This is a genomic window from Sphingobium cyanobacteriorum, from assembly GCF_030580935.1.
GTDB classification, from domain to species: Bacteria; Pseudomonadota; Alphaproteobacteria; order Sphingomonadales; family Sphingomonadaceae; genus Sphingobium; species Sphingobium cyanobacteriorum.
In genome coordinates, this window is record NZ_JAUQOM010000001.1 from 413541 (window position 1) to 435226 (window position 21686).

The 21686-nt window shown below is 64.2% G+C and carries 22 protein-coding genes and 1 tRNA gene; 11 read left to right on the forward strand and 12 right to left on the reverse strand.

All coding sequences use genetic code 11. The features are described 5' to 3' along the window. The first annotated feature begins 108 nt into the window (after window positions 1-108). Both folP and Q4610_RS01980 read left to right on the forward strand, forming a co-directional pair. Window positions 109-1236, forward strand: coding sequence for a dihydropteroate synthase (gene folP / locus Q4610_RS01975; RefSeq protein WP_304534336.1), 1128 nt, complete (start codon window positions 109-111; stop codon window positions 1234-1236). Between the two features lie 6 nt (window positions 1237-1242). Then, window positions 1243-1692, forward strand: a complete 450-nt coding sequence (locus Q4610_RS01980; protein WP_304534337.1) for a hypothetical protein — start codon at window positions 1243-1245, stop codon at window positions 1690-1692. A 68-nt stretch (window positions 1693-1760) separates the two neighbouring features. Here Q4610_RS01980 and Q4610_RS01985 read toward each other — a convergent pair whose 3' ends face one another. From Q4610_RS01985 to Q4610_RS01995, 3 genes are all read right to left on the reverse strand, one after another. Beyond that, the gene (locus Q4610_RS01985) at window positions 1761-2366 is read right to left on the reverse strand and encodes a hypothetical protein (protein WP_304534338.1); all 606 of its coding nucleotides are present in this window, start codon (window positions 2364-2366) and stop codon (window positions 1761-1763) included. Continuing rightward, window positions 2323-2589 (reverse strand): hypothetical protein, encoded by a 267-nt coding sequence (locus Q4610_RS01990; protein WP_304534339.1) that lies wholly within the window; start codon window positions 2587-2589, stop codon window positions 2323-2325. The genes Q4610_RS01985 and Q4610_RS01990 overlap by 44 nt, the downstream gene beginning before the upstream one ends. 110 nt (window positions 2590-2699) lie before the next feature. Continuing rightward, window positions 2700-3389: a L,D-transpeptidase family protein gene (locus Q4610_RS01995; RefSeq protein ID WP_304534340.1), complete on the reverse strand. Its 690-nt coding sequence runs from the start codon at window positions 3387-3389 to the stop codon at window positions 2700-2702. Window positions 3390-3729: 340 nt separating this feature from the next. Between Q4610_RS01995 and ilvD the strand changes: the two genes are divergently transcribed. Continuing rightward, window positions 3730-5580 carry a dihydroxy-acid dehydratase gene (gene ilvD, locus Q4610_RS02000; protein ID WP_304534341.1) on the forward strand — a complete coding sequence of 617 codons (1851 nt, stop codon included), beginning with the start codon at window positions 3730-3732 and terminating at the stop codon, window positions 5578-5580. Between the two features lie 10 nt (window positions 5581-5590). Here ilvD and Q4610_RS02005 read toward each other — a convergent pair. Then, a tRNA-Gly gene (locus Q4610_RS02005) sits at window positions 5591-5664 on the reverse strand. 262 nt (window positions 5665-5926) lie between these two features. Between Q4610_RS02005 and Q4610_RS02010 the strand changes: the two genes are divergently transcribed. Then, on the forward strand, window positions 5927-7894 hold the full coding sequence (locus Q4610_RS02010; protein WP_304534840.1) for a hybrid sensor histidine kinase/response regulator: 1968 nt from the start codon (window positions 5927-5929) through the stop codon (window positions 7892-7894). Window positions 7895-8032: 138 nt separating this feature from the next. Then, a complete protein-coding gene (locus tag Q4610_RS02015; RefSeq protein ID WP_304534342.1) occupies window positions 8033-8950 on the forward strand; it encodes an alpha/beta fold hydrolase in 918 nt (305 codons plus the stop codon). Here Q4610_RS02015 and Q4610_RS02020 read toward each other — a convergent pair. Further along, window positions 8906-9838, reverse strand: a complete 933-nt coding sequence (locus Q4610_RS02020) for an NAD(P)H-dependent flavin oxidoreductase (RefSeq protein ID WP_304534343.1) — start codon at window positions 9836-9838, stop codon at window positions 8906-8908. The two genes, Q4610_RS02015 and Q4610_RS02020, sit on opposite strands and share 45 nt — an antisense overlap. A gap of 136 nt (window positions 9839-9974) precedes the next feature. On the opposite strand from Q4610_RS02020, the gene Q4610_RS02025 reads away from it, so the two are divergent. Next, complete coding sequence (locus Q4610_RS02025; protein ID WP_304534344.1) at window positions 9975-11033, forward strand: DUF2339 domain-containing protein; 1059 nt, start codon at window positions 9975-9977, stop codon at window positions 11031-11033. A gap of 48 nt (window positions 11034-11081) precedes the next feature. Here the strand turns inward: Q4610_RS02025 and Q4610_RS02030 are convergent, their stop codons facing one another. From Q4610_RS02030 to epsC, 3 genes are all read right to left on the reverse strand, one after another. Further along, window positions 11082-11315 (reverse strand): hypothetical protein, encoded by a 234-nt coding sequence (locus Q4610_RS02030; RefSeq protein WP_304534345.1) that lies wholly within the window; start codon window positions 11313-11315, stop codon window positions 11082-11084. 240 nt (window positions 11316-11555) lie between these two features. Further along, window positions 11556-11930 carry a DUF2794 domain-containing protein gene (locus Q4610_RS02035; RefSeq protein WP_304534346.1) on the reverse strand — a complete coding sequence of 125 codons (375 nt, stop codon included), beginning with the start codon at window positions 11928-11930 and terminating at the stop codon, window positions 11556-11558. Next, window positions 11930-12637 carry a serine O-acetyltransferase EpsC gene (epsC, locus tag Q4610_RS02040; protein ID WP_304534347.1) on the reverse strand — a complete coding sequence of 236 codons (708 nt, stop codon included), beginning with the start codon at window positions 12635-12637 and terminating at the stop codon, window positions 11930-11932. The genes Q4610_RS02035 and epsC overlap by 1 nt, the downstream gene beginning before the upstream one ends. Window positions 12638-12808: 171 nt before the next feature. On the opposite strand from epsC, the gene Q4610_RS02045 reads away from it, so the two are divergent. Further along, entirely contained in the window at window positions 12809-13582 is a 774-nt protein-coding gene (locus tag Q4610_RS02045) for a sulfite exporter TauE/SafE family protein (protein WP_304534348.1), read from the forward strand. Window positions 13583-13621: 39 nt separating this feature from the next. Continuing rightward, complete coding sequence (locus Q4610_RS02050) at window positions 13622-14551, forward strand: hydrogen peroxide-inducible genes activator (RefSeq protein WP_304534349.1); 930 nt, start codon at window positions 13622-13624, stop codon at window positions 14549-14551. On the opposite strand, the gene Q4610_RS02055 is transcribed toward Q4610_RS02050, so the two are convergent. Genes Q4610_RS02055 through pgsA form a run of 3 tightly spaced genes read right to left on the reverse strand, consistent with a single transcriptional unit; the run spans window position 14548 to window position 15825 of the window. Continuing rightward, window positions 14548-14991 carry a molybdenum cofactor biosynthesis protein MoaE gene (locus Q4610_RS02055; RefSeq protein WP_304534350.1) on the reverse strand — a complete coding sequence of 148 codons (444 nt, stop codon included), beginning with the start codon at window positions 14989-14991 and terminating at the stop codon, window positions 14548-14550. The two genes, Q4610_RS02050 and Q4610_RS02055, sit on opposite strands and share 4 nt — an antisense overlap. Further along, window positions 14988-15242: a MoaD/ThiS family protein gene (locus Q4610_RS02060; protein ID WP_304534351.1), complete on the reverse strand. Its 255-nt coding sequence runs from the start codon at window positions 15240-15242 to the stop codon at window positions 14988-14990. The genes Q4610_RS02055 and Q4610_RS02060 overlap by 4 nt, the downstream gene beginning before the upstream one ends. A gap of 4 nt (window positions 15243-15246) precedes the next feature. Continuing rightward, window positions 15247-15825 carry a CDP-diacylglycerol--glycerol-3-phosphate 3-phosphatidyltransferase gene (gene pgsA / locus Q4610_RS02065; protein ID WP_304534841.1) on the reverse strand — a complete coding sequence of 193 codons (579 nt, stop codon included), beginning with the start codon at window positions 15823-15825 and terminating at the stop codon, window positions 15247-15249. A gap of 133 nt (window positions 15826-15958) precedes the next feature. Here pgsA and Q4610_RS02070 point away from each other — a divergent pair, with 133 nt between their 5' ends. Continuing rightward, window positions 15959-17269 (forward strand): MFS transporter, encoded by a 1311-nt coding sequence (locus Q4610_RS02070; RefSeq protein WP_304534352.1) that lies wholly within the window; start codon window positions 15959-15961, stop codon window positions 17267-17269. Window positions 17270-17283: 14 nt separating this feature from the next. Here Q4610_RS02070 and Q4610_RS02075 read toward each other — a convergent pair whose 3' ends face one another. Beyond that, window positions 17284-17481, reverse strand: coding sequence for a hypothetical protein (locus Q4610_RS02075; RefSeq protein WP_304534353.1), 198 nt, complete (start codon window positions 17479-17481; stop codon window positions 17284-17286). A gap of 108 nt (window positions 17482-17589) precedes the next feature. Here Q4610_RS02075 and Q4610_RS02080 point away from each other — a divergent pair, with 108 nt between their 5' ends. Further along, window positions 17590-19647 (forward strand): transglycosylase domain-containing protein, encoded by a 2058-nt coding sequence (locus tag Q4610_RS02080; protein WP_304534354.1) that lies wholly within the window; start codon window positions 17590-17592, stop codon window positions 19645-19647. A gap of 188 nt (window positions 19648-19835) precedes the next feature. Continuing rightward, complete coding sequence (locus Q4610_RS02085) at window positions 19836-21545, forward strand: ATP-binding protein (protein WP_304534355.1); 1710 nt, start codon at window positions 19836-19838, stop codon at window positions 21543-21545. Window positions 21546-21686 lie beyond the last annotated feature (141 nt).

Genomic DNA, 21686 nt, shown 5'->3' on the forward strand with positions numbered 1-21686 from the left:
TTCCGTTCGGGCTGAGCGAAGTCGAAGCCCATCTCTGAGCGAAGAGGAAGCCGCTTCGCTCCGTTCAGCACGGCCCTTCGCCTTCGCGGGGGGCGAACGGGGTTAGTTATGACGCCATTGCCCACCCTTCCCCCCCATGCCCGCCTGTACCTGAAACCCGTCTGGTTCGTGCCGACCCCCATCGGCCTGCCCGATGGATCGGCGGCGCGGATGGGCAATGGGCTGATCTGGTTCCAGGGCTATGCACTGAGCGCGTTCGACGGCGCGCGGCGGATCGCCCGGACGACCGTGCCGGTGGCGGATTTCGATGCCACCATCGCCACCCTGCCCGATCCGCTGGCCCGGCGCGCCCGGCAGCTCGCCGCCAACATCTCCGCCCCCCGCGCGCCGCTGGTGCTGGGCGATCGCACCATCCGCTTCGACGCGCCGCAGGTGATGGCGATCCTGAACGTCACCCCCGACAGCTTCTCCGACGGCGGCCGGCATGTCGGCGATCCGCAGGCGGCGGCCGACGCCGGCTTTGCCATGGCGGCGGCCGGCGCGGCGCTGATCGACGTGGGCGGCGAATCGACCCGGCCCAAAGCGGCCAAGGTCTGGGAGGGGGACGAGATCGCGCGCATCGCCCCCGTCATCGAACGGCTGGCCGCGTCCGGCATCCCGGTATCGGTCGACACCCGCAAGGCGGCGGTGATGGAGGCGGCGCTTGCCGCCGGAGCGGCCATCGTGAACGATGTCAGCGCGCTGGCGCACGACCCGCGCAGCCTAGAGGTGGTGGCGCGCGCCGCCTGCCCGGTCATCCTGATGCACGCCCCGTCCGCCGGCGACGATCCGCACGACAATCCCGCCGGCTATGGCGATGTCGTCGCCGATGTGTTCGACCATCTGGACGCACGTATCGCCGCTTGCGAGGCGGCGGGCATTGCCCGCGACAGGATCATGGTCGATCCGGGCCTGGGCTTTGGCAAGAGCCTCGCTGACAATCTGGCGCTGGTGAACGGCCTTGCGACCTTCCAGGGGCTGGGCGTGCCCTTGTTGTTCGCGGGCAGCCGCAAGCGCCTCATCGGCGCGCTGTCGAACGAGGCGCCGGCCGCCGACCGGCTGGGCGGCTCCATCGCCCTCGCCTTCCGCGCGGCGCAGCTCGGCGCGCAGATGGTGCGAGTGCATGACGTCAAGGAAAGCGTGCAGGCGCTCCACCTCTGGCGCGGCCTGGCGGACGCGGGGTTGAACGGCGTCTGACGCGGGATGGAAATTACGCTCCATCCTTCCCTGGCAGGGGAGGAATTTCCGGTTGCGACCATTTGTTGCCGCTCTACGCGCATCGATGCGATCACGATTGCAGACATTGGTGGAATCACCGATAGTCGGGATATGATGGGTCCAACCTCTGAGCCGTCGTCGCGGCATTGGCTGATGGGAAGCTGGTCGATATATGTTGCCTTGCTCTTTCCGGCCTCGTTCCTCGCCTATATCGGCATCCTGTGGTTCACTGATTCAGAGCGAGGTTGGCAGACCCAGATTGCCGCAGCTGCACTGGTCGCTGCATGGTTTCCGCTGGCTTTTGGGGCATTTTACACATGGAGTGCCACCAAGGCAGGAACCCGGATGAGCCATCTATCGAAAGCAGCTTTTTTTCTCGTCGCCCTGTTCTTCTATGCCATCACTTTTGCATGGGGCGGACGGATGCTGATATAGTCGCCCATCGACCATTTTTTGCCGTTCGCGTCGATTAAAATCACAATCAAAACCGGCCTCAATTGTGGCTATTCCCAAGAAAAGATGGTCCGTAATTTGCAGTTAGATGGAGACTGCCCCTCCTCAAATAGCTCCACTCGATCGATCGCATCCAATTGAGATGGGATGAATGGATTCGGTGACGTGAAATAGGCCGCGCCGTGTTCGCCATTCCAGATTGCTATTTGGTAGAGGCCTTCCGCTCGCCTTTGTGCAAATCGTACAGGACCGTTGGACGAACGAGCTTTAACAATCCGTCCCTTTGGACGACTGGCCCAACCTGTTCCATGCACTTCAAGGGTCCCGAAAGCACCTTCCCAGCGGAAGCTGCCCCCGTGCATCCCACCTTCCAAAGTCGTGACCTTCTCACCATCTCGCAGGTCGATAATCGGCGAATAGCCACAGAAGCGTCCCGGCCCTACAATGTCGCCAGCTTCCGCCGGATTGGCGACTAACACTAAGAGCATCACCGCTGCTGCGATTATTTTCTTCACGTTCGCCTCGTCAAGAAATTCGGATGGCTGATATAGCAGTTTCCCATCCGATAGCGGAAAGTCTAAAATCCATCCCATCATCTTCTTACATGACAAATCACCGATGCTTGAAGGTCCAGCTTCGATCTTCAGCTTCCTCACCGTTGATGAGATATTGCATCAGATGGGTCTCACCGTTCGGCCATGCAACAAGTTCGTGATCGTTGATAAAATTAATCGTGATGGCATCCCCGCTTTCGGAGGCATCCCATATGAGCGTTAGTCTGTCGCCCGGGTCCAACTCAAAGCACTCTGGCCATGGTTCGACCGACACGTAGATCGGGCTTTCCTTACGGTTTACGAAGCTATGCTGGGTCTGCGCCATCGGTAGGGCATAAAACGCCTACCGGGTTGTGCCAAGCGTCAGCTTGTCGCAGTTCCCTATCGCAAGCGGCCGTTCCGCTACCCACCCAAAACAGACCACCCCTACCGCCCTCAAAACCCGAAAATCGCCGGATCGATCGCCAGCATCGGCACCCCGGCCGCCCCGTCCTCCGCCCCCGGCGGCGGCAAACGGAGCGGCGCGCCCCGCCCCGTCCCGAAACTCACCACCGCGCTGCCCGGATCGCCCAGCACCAGCGGGTCGAGCTTCAGCGCCGCCGTCAGCCGGGCCTGCGTCACCTCCACGAACGTCCCGATCCTCGTCAGCGCGAACAGGTCGCGGGCGAAGGCATAGGGCAGGCGGATGCAGCCATGGCTGGCGGGGTAGCCCGGATTATGCCCGGCATGGAGCGCGATCCCGTCCCACGTCAGCCGCTGCATATAGGGCATCGGCGCATTGCTGTAGAGGTTGGAGCGGTGCCATTGCCGCTTCTGCAATATCGGATAGTCGCCGGTCGGGGTGCGATGCCCCTTCATGCCGGTCGACACGCTGGCCATGCCGATCAGCAGGTCGCCGCTATAGACATGAATCATCTGCCTTTCGATGCTGATGACCATGTAGATCGGGCCATCCCACGGCCCCCGCCCCAGCCAGCGATAGCCGCCGGGCGCCAGTTGTTCCGTCCCGTCCTGCGCCTGCGCAACGATCGGCACGGCGATCGGCGCGCACGCCAGCACCCCGGCAAGGGCACGGGCGCACAATGAAAAAGAGAGCCGGGGAAAAGAGAGCCGGAACACAGACATGAAGCATTTCTTAACCATGATATCCGCCAGCGCCAGCCCGACATTGCAGGCGGACCATCGCCGGTCCCATCGCGGGACAGGCTGTGCTGCGTCGAACCCTCCGATTGATGATGATGCCCTGATCGCCAATATATATTCTGCGCAGGCATCAATGCGAAAAACCCGTTCAGGTGTACCACTCGCTGTCTCACTTGCTGCATCAATACGCTGTCTCAATATTGGGCACCGCCATGCACCTGATGCTTCTCGGTAAAAGCGCCGGCGAAAGCGGAAGAATATGTTTCACAGCTTCGTCCCATCGCTGTAGAGCGGCGGCACCCCTAGTCGAAGGACCGTTGCAATGCCCGCCTACCGCTCCCGCACCACCACCCACGGCCGCAACATGGCGGGCGCGCGCGGCCTGTGGCGCGCGACGGGCATGAAGGATGAGGATTTCGGCAAGCCGATCATCGCCATCGCCAACAGCTTCACCCAGTTCGTGCCCGGCCATGTCCACCTCAAGGATCTGGGCCAACTCGTCGCGCGCGAGATTGAGGCGGCGGGCGGCGTCGCCAAGGAATTCAACACCATCGCGGTCGATGACGGCATCGCCATGGGCCATGGCGGCATGCTCTATTCGCTGCCCAGCCGCGATCTGATCGCCGACAGCGTCGAATATATGGTCAACGCCCATTGCGCCGACGCGATCGTGTGCATCTCCAATTGCGACAAGATCACGCCGGGCATGTTGATGGCCGCCATGCGCCTCAACATCCCCGTCGTGTTCGTGTCGGGCGGGCCGATGGAAGCGGGCAAGGCGACTGTGCGCGGCAAGAAGGTCGCGCTTGATCTGGTCGACGCGATGGTCGTCGCCGCCGACGACAATTACACGGACGAGGAAGTGCAGACGATCGAGCGCTCTGCCTGCCCCACCTGCGGGTCATGTTCGGGCATGTTCACCGCCAATTCGATGAACTGCCTGACCGAGGCACTGGGCCTGTCGCTGCCGGGCAACGGCTCCACGCTCGCCACCCATTCGGACCGCGAACGCCTGTTCCGCGAAGCGGGCCATGTCATCGTCGACATTACGAAGCGCTATTATGAGCAGGATGACGAAAGCGTCCTGCCGCGCAGCATCGCCAACTTCGCGGCGTTCGAAAATGCGATGAGCCTCGACATTGCCATGGGCGGATCGTCCAACACGGTGCTGCATCTGCTGGCGGCGGCTTATGAAGGCGGCATCGACTTCACCATGGCGGACATTGATCGCCTGTCGCGCCGCGTGCCATGCCTGTGCAAGGTCGCGCCCGCCAAGAATGACGTGCATATGGAGGATGTCCACCGCGCCGGGGGGATCATGGCCATCCTTGGCGAACTGGAGCGCGCGGGCCTGATCGACGCATCGCTCCCGACCGTCCATGCGCCGACCATGGCGGCGGCGCTGGCGCGCTGGGACATTGGTCGCACCAATAGCGAGGAAGTCCGCAACTTCTATCGCGCGGCGCCCGGCGGGGTGCCGACACAGGTGGCGTTCAGCCAGTCGGAACGGTGGGAAGAACTGGACACCGACCGCGAACAGGGGGTTATCCGCTCGGCCGAACATGCCTTTTCCAAGGATGGGGGCCTCGCCGTGCTGTTCGGCAATCTTGCGCCCGAAGGCTGCATCGTCAAGACGGCGGGCGTGGACGAAAGCATCCTCGTCTTTCACGGCACCGCGCGGGTCTATGAAAGTCAGGACGCGGCGGTCGCGGGGATTTTGGGCAATGAGGTCAAGGAAAAGGACGTCGTCATCATCCGCTATGAAGGGCCGAAAGGTGGTCCCGGTATGCAGGAAATGCTCTATCCGACCAGCTATCTCAAGTCCAAGGGACTGGGCAAGGCCTGCGCGCTCATCACCGACGGGCGCTTTTCGGGCGGCACGTCGGGCCTGTCGATCGGCCATGTCTCGCCCGAAGCGGCCGAAGGCGGCCTGATCGCCCTCGTCCAGACCGGCGACCCCATCGTCATCGACATTCCCGCGCGCGTCATCAAGGTCGACCTGGACGACGCGCTGCTGGCGCAGCGGCGGGCGGAGATGGAAGCGCGCGGCGCAAAGGCGTGGAAGCCGTTCGGGCGCAAGCGCGAAGTCTCCCCCGCCCTGCGCGCCTATGCGGCGATGACGACCAACGCGGCCAAGGGCGCTGTGCGCGATGTGAGCCAGATCGAGCGCTGAACCCAAGGATTGGAGCGGGTGAGGGGAATCGAACCCCCGTCGTCAGCTTGGGAAGCTGCTGCTCTACCATTGAGCTACACCCGCGTTGTTTTGCGTCCATGGCCCAAGCCATGGGGCACTGTCAACGATGCATGAGCGCGCTCGTCGTCGTCCGTTACCGGGACAGCACCCCGGCTGCCATTATTCCGGCACTCCGCACATAAATATGGCCGCCATGGCGCGGAGTGCAGCACAGGCCGAAAACCGGCGGACGGCCGATCCATGCCGCAAGCGGAACGTTCGCGCTTCAAAAGCGTTTTCCTTGGTGGCTCAGAGCGCTTCCACTGGCGTGCGATGCGGGGACATGATGAACAGGGATTCGATCGGGCAGGCCGGCAACCGTTTTGAACTGCTGGTTCAGAGCATCAGCGATTATGCCATCTACATGCTCGATCCCGACGGGATCGTTATCAGTTGGAACGCCGGCGCGCGCCGTTTCAAGGGCTATGAAGCGCAGGAGATTGTCGGGCAGCATGTCTCGCTCTTCTATACGCCAGAGGATCAGGCGGCGGGCCTTCCGGCACTTGCGCTCTACGCCGCGGAACATGATGGCCGCTTCGAGGCGGAAGGATGGCGGGTGCGCAAGGACGAATCGCGCTTCTGGGCCAATGTCGTCATCGATCCCATCCGCGATCCGGCAGGACATTTGCTGGGTTTCGCCAAAGTCACGCGCGACCTGACCCAGCAGCGCAGCGCGCAGGAAGCGCTGCGCGCCAGTGAAGAGCGGTTTCGCATGCTGGTTCAGAGCGTCACCGACTATGCCATCTACATGCTCGATCCGGTAGGCACCATCACCAGTTGGAACATGGGCGCGGAGCGTTTCAAAGGCTATAAGACCGAGGAGATATTGGGCCAGAATTTCGCTCGCTTCTACAGCGATGAGGACCGGCTGGCCGGCCTGCCATCGCGCGCCTTGCACACGGCGGAAACCGAAGGACGGTTCGAAGCGGAAGGGTGGCGCATTCGCAAGGATGGATCGCGCTTCTGGGCCAATGTCGTCATCGATCCGATCCGCAGCGACAACGGCACGCTGCTGGGATTTGCCAAGATCACGCGCGACCTGACCGAACGGCGCGACGCCCAGAAAGCACTGGATGAGGCGCGCGACGCCATCGTCCAGACCCAGAAGATGGACGCCATCGGCAAGCTGACCGGCGGAGTGGCCCATGATTTCAACAACCTGCTGGCGGTGATCGTCGGCAGCCTGGACCTGGCGCGGCAGCGACTGGCGAGCGGCGGCGACATAAGCCGCTATCTCGACAATGCGATGACCGCCGCAGAGCGTGGCGCAACCCTGACCCAGCGGATGCTGGCCTTCGCGCGCAAGCAGGAACTGAAATTGCAGGGGGTCGACTGCGTTGCACTGGTCCGGGGCATGGCCGAACTGCTGCGCACCACTTTGGGCGCGGCCGTGTCGATCGAAACGCGCTTTGCGCTGGCCCTGCGCGCCGCTTATGCCGACCCGACCCAGTTGGAATTGGCACTGCTCAACCTGGCGGTCAATGCGCGTGATGCGATGCCCGATGGCGGGCGCATCATCATCGACGCAGCCGAGGTCGCGGTAGAGGAAGGCCGGCGTCCCGAGCTGCAAGCGGGCACCTATGTACGGTTGTCCGTGATCGACGAAGGCGAGGGCATGGACACCGCCACGCTGGAACGGGCGCGCGAACCTTTCTTTACCACCAAGGGCGTGGGCAAGGGGACGGGACTGGGCCTCTCCATGGTTCATGGCTTTGCCCAACAATGCGGCGGATCGCTGACCATCGCGAGCGAACCGGGTCAGGGCACTACGGTATCGCTCTGGTTGCCGATGGCGCAGGCTGACGACGAACAGCCGCCGGTCATGATGACCGCCGTGCGGCTGGAGGACATCACGCCGCTTGTTATCTTGGCGGTCGACGATGATGATCTGGTGCTCACCAATACTGCCGGCATGCTGGAGGATATGGGCCATACCGTATTTCAGGCGGCTTCCGCGAAAGATGCGTTGCGGATATTGGAGCGCGGCGCGGTCGACCTGGTGGTAACCGACCACGCCATGCCGGGCATGACCGGGGCGCAACTGGCCGATGCGATTGACGCCATGCGCCCTGGGCTGCCGGTGATCATCATAACCGGCTTTGCCGAATTGCCCCCGCATGCCACGCGCCGTCCCCGACTGGACAAGCCATTCCGGCAGGCCGACCTGGCGCAGGTGGTCGCGACCGTGAGCCGTGAAGCCGCGGTGATGCAATCTGTCACGGCCGAGGGCGCACCGACGCACCCACCCGAATAAGACGGGCCTGAATGGAACAGGATCGAACAAAGCGATCGAAATAGTGGGAAAGGCCCGATGTACATCGCTTCGCGCTTGCAACATCGGCGCGGTTCGCCAATGGGGATGATCATTCCCCTTCCCAGCCCGCAGGACTGTATGGATACGCCGATCGCGCCCACCCCTACCTCGCATTTCTATACGTCGCTGCGAACCCGGCTGCATTATCTGGATTGGGGCAATCCGTCGGCGCCCACGCTGATCTTGGTGCATGGCGGGTTCGACCATGCGCGCAGTTGGGACTGGACCGCGCGCGCGCTGGCGCGGGACTATCATGTCATCGTCCCTGATTTGCGCGGGCATGGCGACAGCGGCTGGGCGCAGGACGGCTCCTATATGATGGCCAATTTCGTTTATGATCTGGCATTGCTGATCGACCTGCTCGACCGGCCGCCGGTGACGCTGCTGGGCCATTCGCTGGGCGGGGCGATATGCCTGCGCTATGCCGGGCTGTTCCCCGAAAAGCTGCGCCGGATCGTCGCGATCGAAGGGCTGGGCCTGTCGCCGGAACGGTTGAAGCAGAAGGCCGAGCAGTCCGATACCGATGTCTGGCGCGAATGGATCGAATCGCGCCGTGCCAGCGCCCGGCGGACACAGCGCCGCTATCCCACGATCGAGGCGGCGATCGGGCGGATGCGCGAACGCAACGAGCATCTGTCGGTGGAGCAGGCGCTGCACCTGACCAGCCATGGCGTCAACCGCAACGAGGATGGCAGCTATAGCTGGAAATTCGACCCCTATTTGAAGATCATGGCGCCACAGGCCGGGAGCGATGCAGACCTGCCGGAATTCTGGCGGCGGATCGCCTGCCCGGCATTGTTGTGCCTGGGCGCGGACAGTTGGGCGTCCAACCCGGTCAGGGACGGGCGCATCCGGCATTTCCCGAACGCCCGCCTGGTCGAGTTCGCGGATGCCGGCCACTGGCTGCACCATGACCAGTTCGACCGTTTTATCGGCGAACTGCGTCCCTTCCTAAGCGGTGAAGCCAGCGACAGCCGCACGATAGTCGGCCTGTAGCCCGGCGATGAAGTCGGCGGCGGGCTGAACCTTGTCGATCGCGCCGATGCCCTGACCGCAGCCCCACACGTCGCGCCACGCCTTTTTCTCGCCGCCGGTCAGGCTGGCGAAATCCATGTCCTTCGCCTTGGGCAGCGCGTCCGGGTCAAGGCCCGCCGCGATGATGCTGGGGCGCAGATAATTGCCCGATACGCCGGTGAATACGTCGGAATAGAGAATGTCGTCGGCGCGGGCGTCCACGATCATCTGCTTGTAGGCGGCGTCGGCATTGGCTTCTGTCGTGGCGATGAAGGGCGAACCCATATAGCCAAGGTCCGCGCCCATCATCCGCGCGGCCGCAATGGCGCGGCCAGTGGCGATCGCGCCGGACAGGGCGAGCGGCCCGTCGAACCAGGCCCGGATTTCCTGCACCAGGGCAAAAGGCGACAGTGTGCCGGCATGGCCGCCCGCCCCCGCCGCGACCGCGATCAGGCCATCGGCGCCCTTTTCGATCGCCTTGTGGGCGAAACGGTCGTTGATGACATCGTGCAGGACGATGCCGCCATAGCTGTGGATCGCCTGGTTCACATCCTCCCGCGCGCCGAGCGAAGTGATGACGATAGGCACCTGATACCGGACGCAGAGCGCCAGATCCTCCTCCAGCCGGCTGTTCGTCCTGTGGACGATCAGGTTGACGGCGAAGGGCGCGTCGGCATCGGTCAATTCGGCCTGCAAGCGCTGGAGCCAGGTTTCGAACAGGCCCGATGGCCGGGCATTGAGCGAGGGGAAGGCGCCGACGATGCCCGCCCGGCACTGGGCGATGACCAGTTCGGGCTGCGAGATGATGAACATCGGCGACCCGATCAGCGGCAGGGCCAGACGGTTCCGAAGCAGTGCCGGCAAACTCATGCGTGAACATCCTCTCTCTGTATTGATCGGGGCTAACATCGCTCAAGCCAAGGAAAAAGGCCAAAATCAACTGTGTTGATGTATTAATACGGCAATGCTATCATCCATTCTTCAAACAGGATCGGGAGCAGGATCGATGTATAGCGAGAGCGATCTACAAGATGCCGTAGCGGCCGGGATCATCCCGGCGAGCCAGGCGCAGGCGTTGCGCGACCATGTGGCGCGGCTGCGCGCCAGCCCGGTGGTCGACGAAGAACATTTCCGGTTGCTGACCGGCTTCAACGATATCTTCGTATCGATCGCCAGCGTCATCCTGCTGGTCGCGATCGGATGGCTGGGCAACAGCCTGCGATTCGGGGCCGCGCCGCATGAGCCGGCGTTCATGGCGGGCGTGCTGGTCGCGGCGGCAAGCTGGGGGCTGGCCGAATATTTCACGCGGGCGCGGCGCATGGCGTTGCCGTCGATCCTGCTGCTGGCGGGCTTCGTGGGCGGCGTGGGCTTTGCCCTGTTCGCGCTGGCCATCCGCCTCTTCCCCGATGCCGGCGACAGCACCGCGTCGCTGATCCTGTCGGGCGTGGCGGCCATCAGCGCCCTGGCAGCATGGATGCACTGGCGCCGCTTCATGGTGCCGATCACCGTTGCGGCGGGATCGGCCGCCGGGGCAGGCGTGATCGCCGGATTGGTCATGGCTGCATTTCCGGGCAGCATCACATTGGCCTTCCTTGTCTTGCTGGTTGCCGGGCTGGCGATCTTCGCGCTCGCCATGTGGTGGGACATGCGCGACCGTGCCCGCACCACGCGCCGGTCCGATGTCGCCTTCTGGCTACATCTGGCCGCCGCGCCGATGATCGCCCATGCTTTGTTCAATCTGCTCGGCGTGATGCGCGGCGACCAGATGGACGGCGGCCAGGCCCTGCTGGTGATCGCCCTCTATGTCGCCTTCGGCCTGGTCGCGCTGGCGATCGACCGGCGGGCGCTGCTGGTATCGAGCCTGGCCTATGTGCTGTTCGCGCTCTACGCGCTGTTCCAGAAGGCCGGCGCGGTCGAACTGTCCTGGGCGCTGACGGCGCTGGTGATCGGATCGGCATTGCTGCTGCTCTCCGCCTTCTGGCACCATGCCCGCGCCCTGGTGGTGCGGGGCCTGCCGCCGGTGGTGACGGAGCGGCTGCCCTATCTGGATCGCGCGCCAGCATAAGCGCGCGCAGGGTAACTGCAAGGTCACACCATCAAATCCCTGCAAAGTTCACACCGTTGCAGGGATATTTTTCGCCCGCGAATCCGGCGGAAATGCGTGGATCGCGCAGCGGGCGTGCGACCGGAAAAGCCACGGTCGCGCCACCGCGACGCGCCAGCGACGCACCACCGACGCGCCTGTCAGGTCATGACGACGCGCCACCCAGGTCATCCTGCCGCGCGGGCGCGCGGCAGGATCAGGACAGGCGATGGTGCGGGGCTGGTGGCGGCGATGCAGCGTCATCCGGCAGGATAGATCAGAAATTATCCTACATTGGAAGTGTGTTGGATGGAGCGCCGGACCGGGTAGCGGGATGCCGGATCAAGCCCGGCATGACGATGTGGAGGTGGCGGAAGCGACCATTTTCTGTCGGTCACGACCTTCCCATGATATTCCCGAAAGTCGCCCTTTTCAGTCACCTGCGACAGCCGGAGCAAAGGAATTTCCACGACGCCTTCTGGATGAAATGCCGCGCACCGTCCATCAATCCTCCACGATCCGCAGCAATTTCCGTTCGACCGGGGCGAGCACGCCCTGCAAGTCCTGGCCGCGCTTCAAGATCTGGCCGCTTTCGCCGACGAGCGCCCACATGCCCTGGCGGTGGCGGAGCGCGGGGCGTTTTTCGATGCGATATTCGGGGCGTTCGGCGGCGCGGCGGAAGGCGCTGAAGATCGCGGCTTCGCGGCCCATGTCCATCGCATAGTCGCGCCAGTGGCCAGCCGACACCATGCGGCCATAAAGGTCCATGATCCGCTGCAATTCCAGCCGGTCGAAGCCGATCTGCGCGCCGGCCGCTCCGGCACCCGGCCCGCCCGCCGAACCGGCCCCCTGTCCCGGAAACGGCGTCACATTCGACATCAGGCCCGGCCATGCTCCTTGAACAGGCGCAGGTCGCCGTCATCGCCCTGCCGCTCCGCCATTAGTTCGGCCAGCCGCTTCTGAAGCTGTTCGACTTCGCACTGGAGCAGTTCCAGCTTCTGCTTTTCCGGGTCGAAGCAATCGGTGCAGGGCGTGCCATAGGGCATGAAGTCGCGCTGATAGGCGGTGACATCGACCAGCATCGGCCGCGCCGGGATGCCAACCATGGTCGCGCCTTCGGTCACATCCTTGGTCACGACCGCATTGGCGCCGACACGGGCGCGGGCGCCGACGCGGATCGGCCCCAGCACCTGCGCGCCGGACCCGACGATCACGCCATTGCCCAATGTGGGGTGCCGTTTGCCCGCAATGCCATTGGCCGGATCGGTGCCGCCCAGCGTCACATTCTGGTAAAGGGTCACATCATCGCCGATCTCCGCCGTCTCGCCGATCACAGTGAAGCCATGGTCGATGAAGAAGCGCTTGCCGATCTTCGCGCCCGGATGAATGTCATTGCCGGTCAGGAAACGGGAGAAATGATTGACGGCGCGGGCCAGGAAATAGAGCCGCGCGCGATAGAGGCGATGGGCGACCCGGTGAAAGGCCAGCGACCAGACGCCGGGATAGAGCAGGATTTCCGCGCGGGACCGCGGTGCCGGATCGCGGCTCTTGACCGAATCCAGATAGGAAATGAGGTTGCGCAGCATCCAGCCGTCCCTGACCGTTCCAAACGTTGTTATGAGCAACGCATATAAGGGAAAGGCCCGCACTTTTCCAGATGCAGCGCTAAGTGCGCTTTTGCGTTACAAACAGAAACTTGCTTGGCGGGCCATGATATTCCTATCATGGCGATAGACAATAGAAGCGAAGGGTAGCGGATGATCGACATGTTCCTCGCCAATTTCGGCGACATCTGGCCCTTCATCCTGGTGGGATTCGGCGCGCAGATCATCGATGGCGCGCTGGGCATGGCCTATGGCGTGATTTCCAGCACGTTGCTGCTGACGCTGGGCGTGCCGCCCAGCCGCGCATCGGCCAGCGTCCATGTCGCCGAAACCTTCACCACCGGCGTATCCGCGATCAGCCATATCCTGCACCGCAATGTCGACTGGAAACTGTTTGCAAAGCTGATCATTCCCGGCGTGATCGGCGGCGTGACCGGCGCCTATATGCTGTCGAACATCGACGGATCGGTCGTCAAGCCGTTCATCCAGGTCTATCTGGCGTCGATCGGCCTGTATCTGATCTGGCGCGGCTTTCACCTGCCGCCCAAGCCGCGCGACCCCAAATGGGTCGGGCCGCTGGGCCTGGTCGGCGGCTTCATGGACGCGACCGGGGGCGGCGGCTGGGGACCGATCGTGACATCGAACCTGCTGTTGCAGGGGTCCAGCCCGCGCCACACGATCGGCACGGTCAATACGGTCGAGTTCATCCTGACCAGTTCGATCAGCCTGACCTTCCTGATCCATCTGGGCTGGCAGGCATTCACCACCTACACGCTGGGCCTGGTGATCGGCGGGGTGGTGGCGGCGCCGTTCGGCGCGATGCTGGCGCGCCGTGTCGCACCGCGCATCCTGTTTTCCGCGGTCGGGGTGATCCTGACGATCACGTCGCTGTTCGGGGTCGCCAAATATCTTGGATATATCGGCTGAGGCGCTTATATTCGCCTTTCTGATCGAGGAAGGCGATAAATGTCCAGTTACCTGCCGACGCTCAAACAGTTGCAATATCTGGTGGCGCTGAAGGAACAGGGCCATTTCGGCAAGGCGGCGGACAGTTGCTATGTCACCCAGTCGACCCTGTCGGCGGGCATCCGCGAACTGGAATCGCTGATCGGCGTCACGCTGGTCGAGCGGACGCGGCGGGTGGTGCGATTCACCGCGCTGGGCGACCGGATCGTGGAAAAGGCGCATCGGGTGCTGCGCGAGGCGGAGGAGCTGGCGGCGATCGCCGAGGCTTCGGGTAAGCCGCTGACCGGCGAGTTGCGGATGAGCGTGATCCCGACCATCGCGCCGTTCATGCTGCCGCGCCTGCTGCCCCGGCTGCGCGCCGAACGGCCCGAACTCAAACTCTATCTGCGCGAGGAAACGAGCCAGGCGGCGATCGAATCGCTGCGCCATGGCAATGTCGATTGCGTGCTGCTGGCGCTGCCCTTCCCGATGGGGGAGATGGACAGCGAGATATTGTTCCAGGACCGGCTCTATGTCGCCTTCCCCCATGACGAGCCGAGCAACCCGCCCGACTGGATCAAGCCGGGGATGATCGACGAGAGCAAGCTGCTGCTGCTGGAGGACGGGCATTGCCTGAAGGACCACGCGCTGGCGGCGTGCAACCGGCCCGAATTGCGGGCGAGCGCGACGATGATGGGCACGTCGCTGCATACGCTGATCCAGATGGTGGACAATGGGCTGGGCGTGACGATGATCCCGGAAATGGCCATCGCCAGCGGGATATTGGAGCATACGCGGATCGCGGCGCGGCCGTTGCAGTCCGATCGCGCCTGGCGCGACATCGCGCTGGTGTGGCGCAGGAACAGCCCGCGCGAGAAGGAATTTCGCCTGCTGGCGGAGATATTGCGGGATGCCGCGGCAGTCAGTTGCCGCTTGCCGGAAGCGGCCTAAAGGCCCCACCCCTGCGCCTTTGCCGCATCTTCGGCGCGGGCGTCGACCCACCGGGGCGCACCGGCGTCGAAATGTTCCTTCTTCCAGAAGGGCGCGTGGGATTTCAGCCAGTCGATCAGGAAGGCGCAGCTTTCGAGCGCGGCGGTGCGGTGGCGCGAGGCCGTGCCGACGAATACGATGCGCGCCCCCGGTTCCAGCCGGCCGAAACGGTGGATGACGCTGACGCCCAGCAGGGGCCAGCGGGCCAGCGCATCATCGACGATGCGGTCGACCTGCGCCTGCGTCATCGCCGGATAATGTTCCAGTTCCAGCGCGATGAGGCCGCCCTCCCCGCGCACGATGCCGGTGAAGCTCGCGACGCCGCCGCCGCCCAGCGCCTCCAGCGCCGCCAGTTCGGCCGCCACGTCGAAATCCTGCGGCTGGATCGAAACCCGCTTCATCCGCCCGTGACCGGGGGGAAAAGCGCGACTTCCCCCGCCGCGCCGATTACCGTGTCGAGGGGCACGAACCGCTGGTCGATCGCCGCGCGCAATTTGACTGGATCGCCCAGAACCTGCGCATACCCACCGCCACGCGCGGCCAGCATCGCGACCAGATCGGCGACCGTGGCGTCGGGCGCGGGTCTTTCGACCTGCTCCCCGTCACGTCCCACGCCTTCACGCACCCATGCGAAATAGACAATGTTCAGCATCGGATCAGTCCATATGCCGGATGCCGACGCGCAGATAATCCCAGCCGGTAATGAGCGTAAGGATCGCCGCGGCCCAGAGCGTCAGGACGCCGACCGACTGCACGAAGGGAAATTGCGGCACCGCGCCGGCCAGGATCAAGGCGCCCAGCGCAATGATCTGGAAGGTCGTCTTCCATTTGGCGAGTCGGGAGACGGGCACCGACACCTGAAGCCCGGCCAGAAATTCGCGCAGGCCCGACACCGCGATCTCCCGCAACAGGATGATCATCGCCGCGATGATGTGCGGCCCGGCAATGTCGCGGGTCGCCGCCAGCATCAGGATCACCGCGCCGACCATGATCTTGTCCGCGATCGGATCCAGAAACACGCCCAGTTTCGACACCGTCCCCTGCGCGCGGGCCAGATAGCCGTCGAAATAGTCGGTGATGCCCATCAGGCAGTAAAGGCCGAACGCCAGCGCATAGCCGGTGGTCCAGCGCGCGCCCTGGCCCACGCCCGCCACCTCTTCGGGCCAGAGCAGGGCAACCAGCAACGGCACCGTCAGGATACGCGAAAGCGTCAGCAAATTGGGCAGCGTCAGCATTGCGGCGAACTGCCACAGTCCGGCCCCATGCACAAGCAGGCGGTGGTGGTCCATGCGCAACCCATTGGACAGGGGCGGCGGCAGCCGCTAGACCCCGCCCCGGTCGCTAACGGGAAAGAAGACGCCCTCATCCATGCAAGCCTCTCTCAGGCTCTTGAACAAGCGCCGTTTTTTGCCGCTTTTCATCACCCAGCTCCTTGGTGCGTTCAACGACAATCTGTTCAAGAACGCGATGGTCCTGTTCGTGGTCTATCAGGTCTATAATGACGAAAGATCGGAAACCTGGTTCAGCGCGCTGGCGACAGGAATATTCATATTGCCTTTCTTCCTGATGTCGGCGCTGTCGGGCCAACTGGCCGACCAGCGTGACAAGGCGGTCATCATCCGCTGGGTGAAAGCGGCTGAAATCGGCATCATGATCGTCGGCGCGGTCGGGCTGGCGCTGATCTGGAGCGGCATTGCGGTCCATACGCTGGCGATCCCGCTGCTGCTGGCCGCCCTGTTCGCCATGGGCATCCATTCGACCTTCTTCGGGCCGATCAAATATGCGATCCTGCCCCAGCATCTGCATGATGATGAGGTATTGGGCGGCACCGGGCTGGTGGAAGCAGGCACCTATATCGCGATCCTGGCCGGCACGATCCTGGCCGGGCTGATCCCGATCGAGGTGGCGGCCGTGGGCATCATCGTCACCGCGCTGATCGGCTATGCCGCCGGGCGCAAGGTTCCATCCGCGCCGTCGCTGCTGGAAACGCAGCCGATCGATTTCCACATCATCCGCTCGTCGGTCGCGCTGGTCCGGGGCACGATGCACATCCGTCGGCTGTTCCTGGCGATCATGGCGATCAGCCTGTTCTGGGCGGTCGGATCGATCCTGTTCATCCAGTTCCCGCCGCTGGTGAAGAATGTGCTGACCGCCGACAAGCCGGTCGCCAGCCTGTTCCTGGCCATCTTCTCGATCGGTATCGCGATCGGATCGATCGCGATCAACCGGCTGCTCCAGGGCCATGTGTCGGCCAAATATGCGCCCGTATCGGTGATCGGCATGGGCGTGTGCATCGTCGCATTCCATATCGTGTGCGACCTGTGGACGCCGGCGCCGCCCGGACAGATGCTGTCCTTCGCCGGTTTCCTGGCCCATCCGCTGGCGATCCCGCTGTCGCTCTGCCTGCTGGGGGTCGCGACATTCGGCGGCATGTTCGTGGTGCCGCTTTACGCCTTCCTCACCACCACGGTCGAAAAATGCGAGGCGGCGCGCACCGTGGCGGCCAATAATATCGTCAATTCGGGCGCGATGGTGATCGGATCGCTCTGCGCCATTGGCCTGAGCATCGCGGGCGTATCGGTGGTGATGCAGTTGCTGCTGGTCGCGATCCTGACACTGCCCTGCGCCGCGATGGCGTGGAAGCTGCACAAGGCCTGTGACGGCCCCCTATGCCATTGAAGCGCGGAAGCGGGTTAGAAAATGAAGCTGTAGAAGGCGGTGAAGAACGCCGCGAAGCTGAGGCCGAACAGCTTCCAGTCGCTGTCGTCATCATGAATCCGCTTCCTGCGCGCCGGCATATCCTCCGCCACCCGCAGCACATGGGCGGGCAGCCGCTGGCGGAAGGGATGGCGGGCCGATTCGGTGGTGAGGACAAGGGCTCGGTTTCGCATGATGTTTGGTTAACGCAAAATTTACCATATCGACCAGTGCTTTTCATGGTTAATGCGGCCCTGTCCCGGCGCGGGACAGACTTGACTGTATGATATGAATAATACAGCATGACCGAACCGATGCCCGATTCCGCCCCCATCGATCCTGCGGACCTGCCGCCGCGCACATTCGGCGCCGGTCCGCCCAGCGCCTTTGCGCCGCCCACACCCTGGCGACGACGGTTGCAGATATTCGGCTGGATCGTGGCGGCGGGCCTTGCCGTGCTGATGATCCTGATCGCCTGGCTGGCGGTGACGGCCCCGCTGTCCCGATCCCTGAAGCCGATCGCGCCGCCCGCGATCAGCCTGATGTCGGCGGACGGCCACCTGATCGCGCGCCGCGGATCGGTGATCGACAGGCCGGTGACGATGGCGGAGCTGCCCGATCATGTGCCCCAGGCCTTCATGGCGATCGAGGACCGCCGTTTCCAGAGCCATTGGGGCGTCGATCCGCGCGGTATCGCGCGGGCCATGTGGCACAACCTCTGGTCCGACGGGGCATCGCAGGGCGGCAGCACCATCACCCAGCAACTGGCCAAGGGAGTATTCCTCTCCAGCGACCGTACCTTCGGCCGCAAGGCGCGCGAGGCGCTGATCGCGGTCTGGCTGGAGGTCTGGCTGACCAAGAACCAGATCATGGAGAGATATCTTTCCAACGTCTATTTCGGCGACAATATCTATGGCCTGCGCGCGGCCGCGCGCCATTATTTCAACCGATCGCCCGAACGGCTGACCATCCCGCAGGCGGCGATGCTGGCGGGACTGCTTAAGGCGCCGTCGCGGCTGGCGCCCACCAGCAACCTGAAAGGCGCGCGGGCCCGCGCCGCGCTGGTGACGCAGGCGATGGTCGACGCAGGCTATATCACGCAGGCCGAGCGCAATGCCCTGCCCCCCGCCCGGCTGGACGTGCATGATGAACCGGACGCGACCAGCGGCACCTATTTCGCCGACTGGGTGCTGCCGCAGGCGCGCGACCGCGCCGGCGCGGTCTATGGCGAGCAGGAGATCGCGACCACGCTGGACTGGCGCATCCAGCGGCTGGCCGAGGCCGCCATACGGCGCGCGCCACTGGGCGGGGCGCAGGCCGCGCTGGTGGCGATGAAGCCCGACGGCAGCGTCGTCGCCATGGTCGGTGGCAAGAATTACGCCAGAAGCAGCTTCAACCGCGCGGTGCAGGCCCGGCGCCAGCCCGGATCGACGTTCAAGCTGTTCGTCTATCTCGCCGCCTTTCGCGCCGGCATGATGCCCGACGACATGATCGACGACATACCGATCACCACCGGCACCTATCGCCCGGCCAATCATGGCGGCAAATATCGCGGGCGCATCACCCTGCGCCAGGCTTTCGCCGCGTCGAGCAACGTGGCGGCGGTGCGCCTGACCCAGAAGGTCGGCGTCGACAAGGTCATCAAGGTGGCGCGCGACCTGGGCGTCACCGCGCCGCTGACGCAGGATCTGAGCCTGGCGCTGGGCACGTCGGAAATCCCGCTGATCGAACTGGTCGAAGCCTATGCGGCGGTTGCGGCCGGAAGCTATCCGGTGGTCGCCCATGGCCTGCCGCCGGAGGAACAGGGCTGGTTCGAGAAACTGATCCAGCGCCAGCGCCATTTCAGCGACGATCAACTGGAAATGATCCGCGATCTGCTGTCCTCCGCCGCCAATCGCGGCACCGGCAGCGCGGCGGCGCTGCGCACCAGCACCTTTGGCAAGACCGGCACGACGCAGGACAGCCGCGACGCCATCTTCGTGGGCTATGCCGGAGGGCTGGTGACGGCGGTATGGATCGGCAATGACGACAACGCCCCCCTGCCCGGCGGCGCGGCCGGCGGCGGCGTGCCCGCGCGCATATGGCGCAATTTCATGAGCGGCGCGATCAACGAGCCGGTCGAAGACATGTCGGACGCCGAACAGGACCCCGACCTGGTCAACGCCATCGCCAATGTCGCGGTGGAAACGGGCATCGGCAATATCGGGCTGGGCGTCGATGAAGGCGGGATGACGGTGAATATCGGCCCGAACCAGATCCGCATCCCGACCGACCAGCCGCTGCCCCTGCCCCCGCAGCAGGACGCGCCGCCGCCGCGCATCGCCCCGACCCAGCCGGAAGGCGAGGACAGCGGACCATAATCCTCCATTATGGCGGCCAAGTCTGTGTGCGCCCATGCGTGAGACGGGTAAATATTGATAGAGTATAGTTAACGGCATCATCCGATGTGGATTGATCGCTTCGTCGCGTAAACCATTGACGAAAGCAGCTTTCACTACGACACTCATCTGCCGACAGGGGCGGATGGTCCGATTCAAAAGGTCGCGCGATGCGTAGGCAGGCAGATGATCAATTGCATTCAGAGCAGAAGGCTCTGGCCGCGCGCTGGACCCTTGCCGCCGAAGCCATAGAGGCGCTGGCCGGCGCCCGATCAATCGATGCGATCGTCGCGGTGCTGCGCGCCTTTGCCCGGCGCGCGGTGGGCGCGGACGGCATCGCCGTGGTGCTGCGCGACGAGGATAAATGCCATTATGTCGCCGAAGATGCGATGGAGCCGCTCTGGGCGGGCCAGCGCTTCCCGATGCAGCGCTGCGTGTCCGGCTGGACCATGCTGAACCAGCAAACCGCGGTGATCCCCGATGTGTTCATGGACCCGCGTGTTCCGGTCGACGGCTATCGCACCACCTTCGTGCGTTCGATGATCATGGTGCCGATCGGGCGCGTGGAGCCGATCGCGGCGGTAGGCGCCTATTGGTCGGAAGCCGGGGCGCCGACCGACAACCAGATCGCGTTGCTGGAGGCGCTGGCGCGCGCCGCCTCCACCGCGCTGGAAAATGGGCGGCTGTTCGCATCACTCGAAGCGCTCAACCTGCAACTCAATGACCGGGTGCATGAACGCACCAGGGATCTGGAAAAGTCGCAGGACACGCTGCGCCAAATCCAGAAGATGGAGATATTGGGCCAGTTGACCGGCCATGTCGCGCATGATTTCAACAATCTGCTGACCCCGATCATCGGCGGGCTGGACCGGATCCTGACCGGCAATATCAGCCCGGAAGCCACCGCGAAGGCGGGAGCGCTGGCGATGCAGGCCGCTGAAACCGCACAGACGCTGGTGCAGCGGTTGCTCGCCTTTTCGCGCCGCCAGTCGCTGATGCCGACGGCCGTTCATTTGCCCGACCTGATCGACGGGATGCAGGCCCTGCTGGCCAGCACCCTGGGGCCGCGCATCAACCTGTTGATCGACGTGCCGCCGTCGCTGCCGCCGGTCCATGCCGACAGCCATCAACTGGAGCTGGCGATCCTCAACCTGGTGGTCAACGCCCGCGACGCCATGCCCGAAGGCGGCACGCTCCATATCGAGGCCGAGCGGCGCGAGCGCAACCTGCCCGCCCCGCTTGCCCCCCGTCCCTATATTTGCCTGACCATAGCCGATACAGGCGTGGGCATGACGCCTGCGGTCAGGGAGGCGGCGACCGAACCGTTTTTCACGACCAAGCCGACGGGCCATGGCACGGGGCTGGGCCTGTCGATGGCGCACGGACTGGCGGGGCAGTTGGGCGGCGTGCTGGAGATCGACAGCGAAATCGGCAAGGGCACCGAAGTGCAATTCTGGCTGCCGGTCGAGAAGCCGGGGCCTGCGCCCGCGCAGGGCGAACCCGGCGCGGCGACGCAAGGCCCGTTCCAGGGCAAGGTGCTGCTGGTCGATGACAATGCCCTGGTGCGCAACAGCACGCGCGAGATGCTGACCGACATGGGCTATGACGTGGTCGACATCGATCATGCCGAACTGGCGCTGAGCATGATCGAGGCGGGATACAAGCCCGCCATTGTCATTACCGATCATATCATGCCCGGCATGACCGGCGCGGAACTGGCGCTGCGGTTGCGGGTGGACCATCCGCAAATCGCGGTCATGATCATATCGGGCTATCAGGGCATCGACCTGATCGCGCCCGACATCGTGCGCCTGTCGAAACCATTCCGGCGGACCCATCTGCAAGCCAGCATAGCCGCGGCGCTGGCCCAGGCGGCGTAAGCGCAAACGTTCCGACCAGCACCCATGCGCATGGGTCAGGATCGTCGCCTTCCGATATTGGGCATGCCTTGCGAAACGGGCGGTCATCCCCGTGGGGACGGGAATGACCGCCTGCCTGCCTGAAGCCCGATGACGCAACTT

Bases quoted from the DNA above. Each gene is read 5' to 3' on its own strand.
- Q4610_RS01990 (WP_304534339.1), bottom strand. From the start codon at position 2,589: ATGGCGCAGACCCAGCATAGCTTCGTAAACCGTAAGGAAAGCCCGATC.
- pgsA (WP_304534841.1), bottom strand. From the start codon at position 15,825: ATGCTGACGCTGCCCAATTTGCTGACGCTTTCGCGTATCCTGACGGTG.
- Q4610_RS02015 (WP_304534342.1), top strand. From the start codon at position 8,033: ATGGATACGCCGATCGCGCCCACCCCTACCTCGCATTTCTATACGTCG.
- Q4610_RS02060 (WP_304534351.1), bottom strand. From the start codon at position 15,242: ATGCTGAACATTGTCTATTTCGCATGGGTGCGTGAAGGCGTGGGACGT.
- Q4610_RS01995 (WP_304534340.1), bottom strand. From the start codon at position 3,389: ATGTCTGTGTTCCGGCTCTCTTTTCCCCGGCTCTCTTTTTCATTGTGC.
- folP (WP_304534336.1), top strand. From the start codon at position 109: ATGACGCCATTGCCCACCCTTCCCCCCCATGCCCGCCTGTACCTGAAA.
- Q4610_RS02085 (WP_304534355.1), top strand. From the start codon at position 19,836: ATGCGTAGGCAGGCAGATGATCAATTGCATTCAGAGCAGAAGGCTCTG.
- Q4610_RS01980 (WP_304534337.1), top strand. From the start codon at position 1,243: ATGGAAATTACGCTCCATCCTTCCCTGGCAGGGGAGGAATTTCCGGTT.
- Q4610_RS02030 (WP_304534345.1), bottom strand. From the start codon at position 11,315: ATGACGCTGCATCGCCGCCACCAGCCCCGCACCATCGCCTGTCCTGAT.
- Q4610_RS02045 (WP_304534348.1), top strand. From the start codon at position 12,809: ATGATCGACATGTTCCTCGCCAATTTCGGCGACATCTGGCCCTTCATC.
- Q4610_RS02080 (WP_304534354.1), top strand. From the start codon at position 17,590: ATGACCGAACCGATGCCCGATTCCGCCCCCATCGATCCTGCGGACCTG.
- Q4610_RS02020 (WP_304534343.1), bottom strand. From the start codon at position 9,838: ATGAGTTTGCCGGCACTGCTTCGGAACCGTCTGGCCCTGCCGCTGATC.
- Q4610_RS02025 (WP_304534344.1), top strand. From the start codon at position 9,975: ATGTATAGCGAGAGCGATCTACAAGATGCCGTAGCGGCCGGGATCATC.
- epsC (WP_304534347.1), bottom strand. From the start codon at position 12,637: ATGCTGCGCAACCTCATTTCCTATCTGGATTCGGTCAAGAGCCGCGAT.
- ilvD (WP_304534341.1), top strand. From the start codon at position 3,730: ATGCCCGCCTACCGCTCCCGCACCACCACCCACGGCCGCAACATGGCG.
- Q4610_RS02070 (WP_304534352.1), top strand. From the start codon at position 15,959: ATGCAAGCCTCTCTCAGGCTCTTGAACAAGCGCCGTTTTTTGCCGCTT.
- Q4610_RS02055 (WP_304534350.1), bottom strand. From the start codon at position 14,991: ATGAAGCGGGTTTCGATCCAGCCGCAGGATTTCGACGTGGCGGCCGAA.
- Q4610_RS02050 (WP_304534349.1), top strand. From the start codon at position 13,622: ATGTCCAGTTACCTGCCGACGCTCAAACAGTTGCAATATCTGGTGGCG.
- Q4610_RS02010 (WP_304534840.1), top strand. From the start codon at position 5,927: ATGAACAGGGATTCGATCGGGCAGGCCGGCAACCGTTTTGAACTGCTG.
- Q4610_RS02075 (WP_304534353.1), bottom strand. From the start codon at position 17,481: ATGCGAAACCGAGCCCTTGTCCTCACCACCGAATCGGCCCGCCATCCC.
- Q4610_RS02035 (WP_304534346.1), bottom strand. From the start codon at position 11,930: ATGTCGAATGTGACGCCGTTTCCGGGACAGGGGGCCGGTTCGGCGGGC.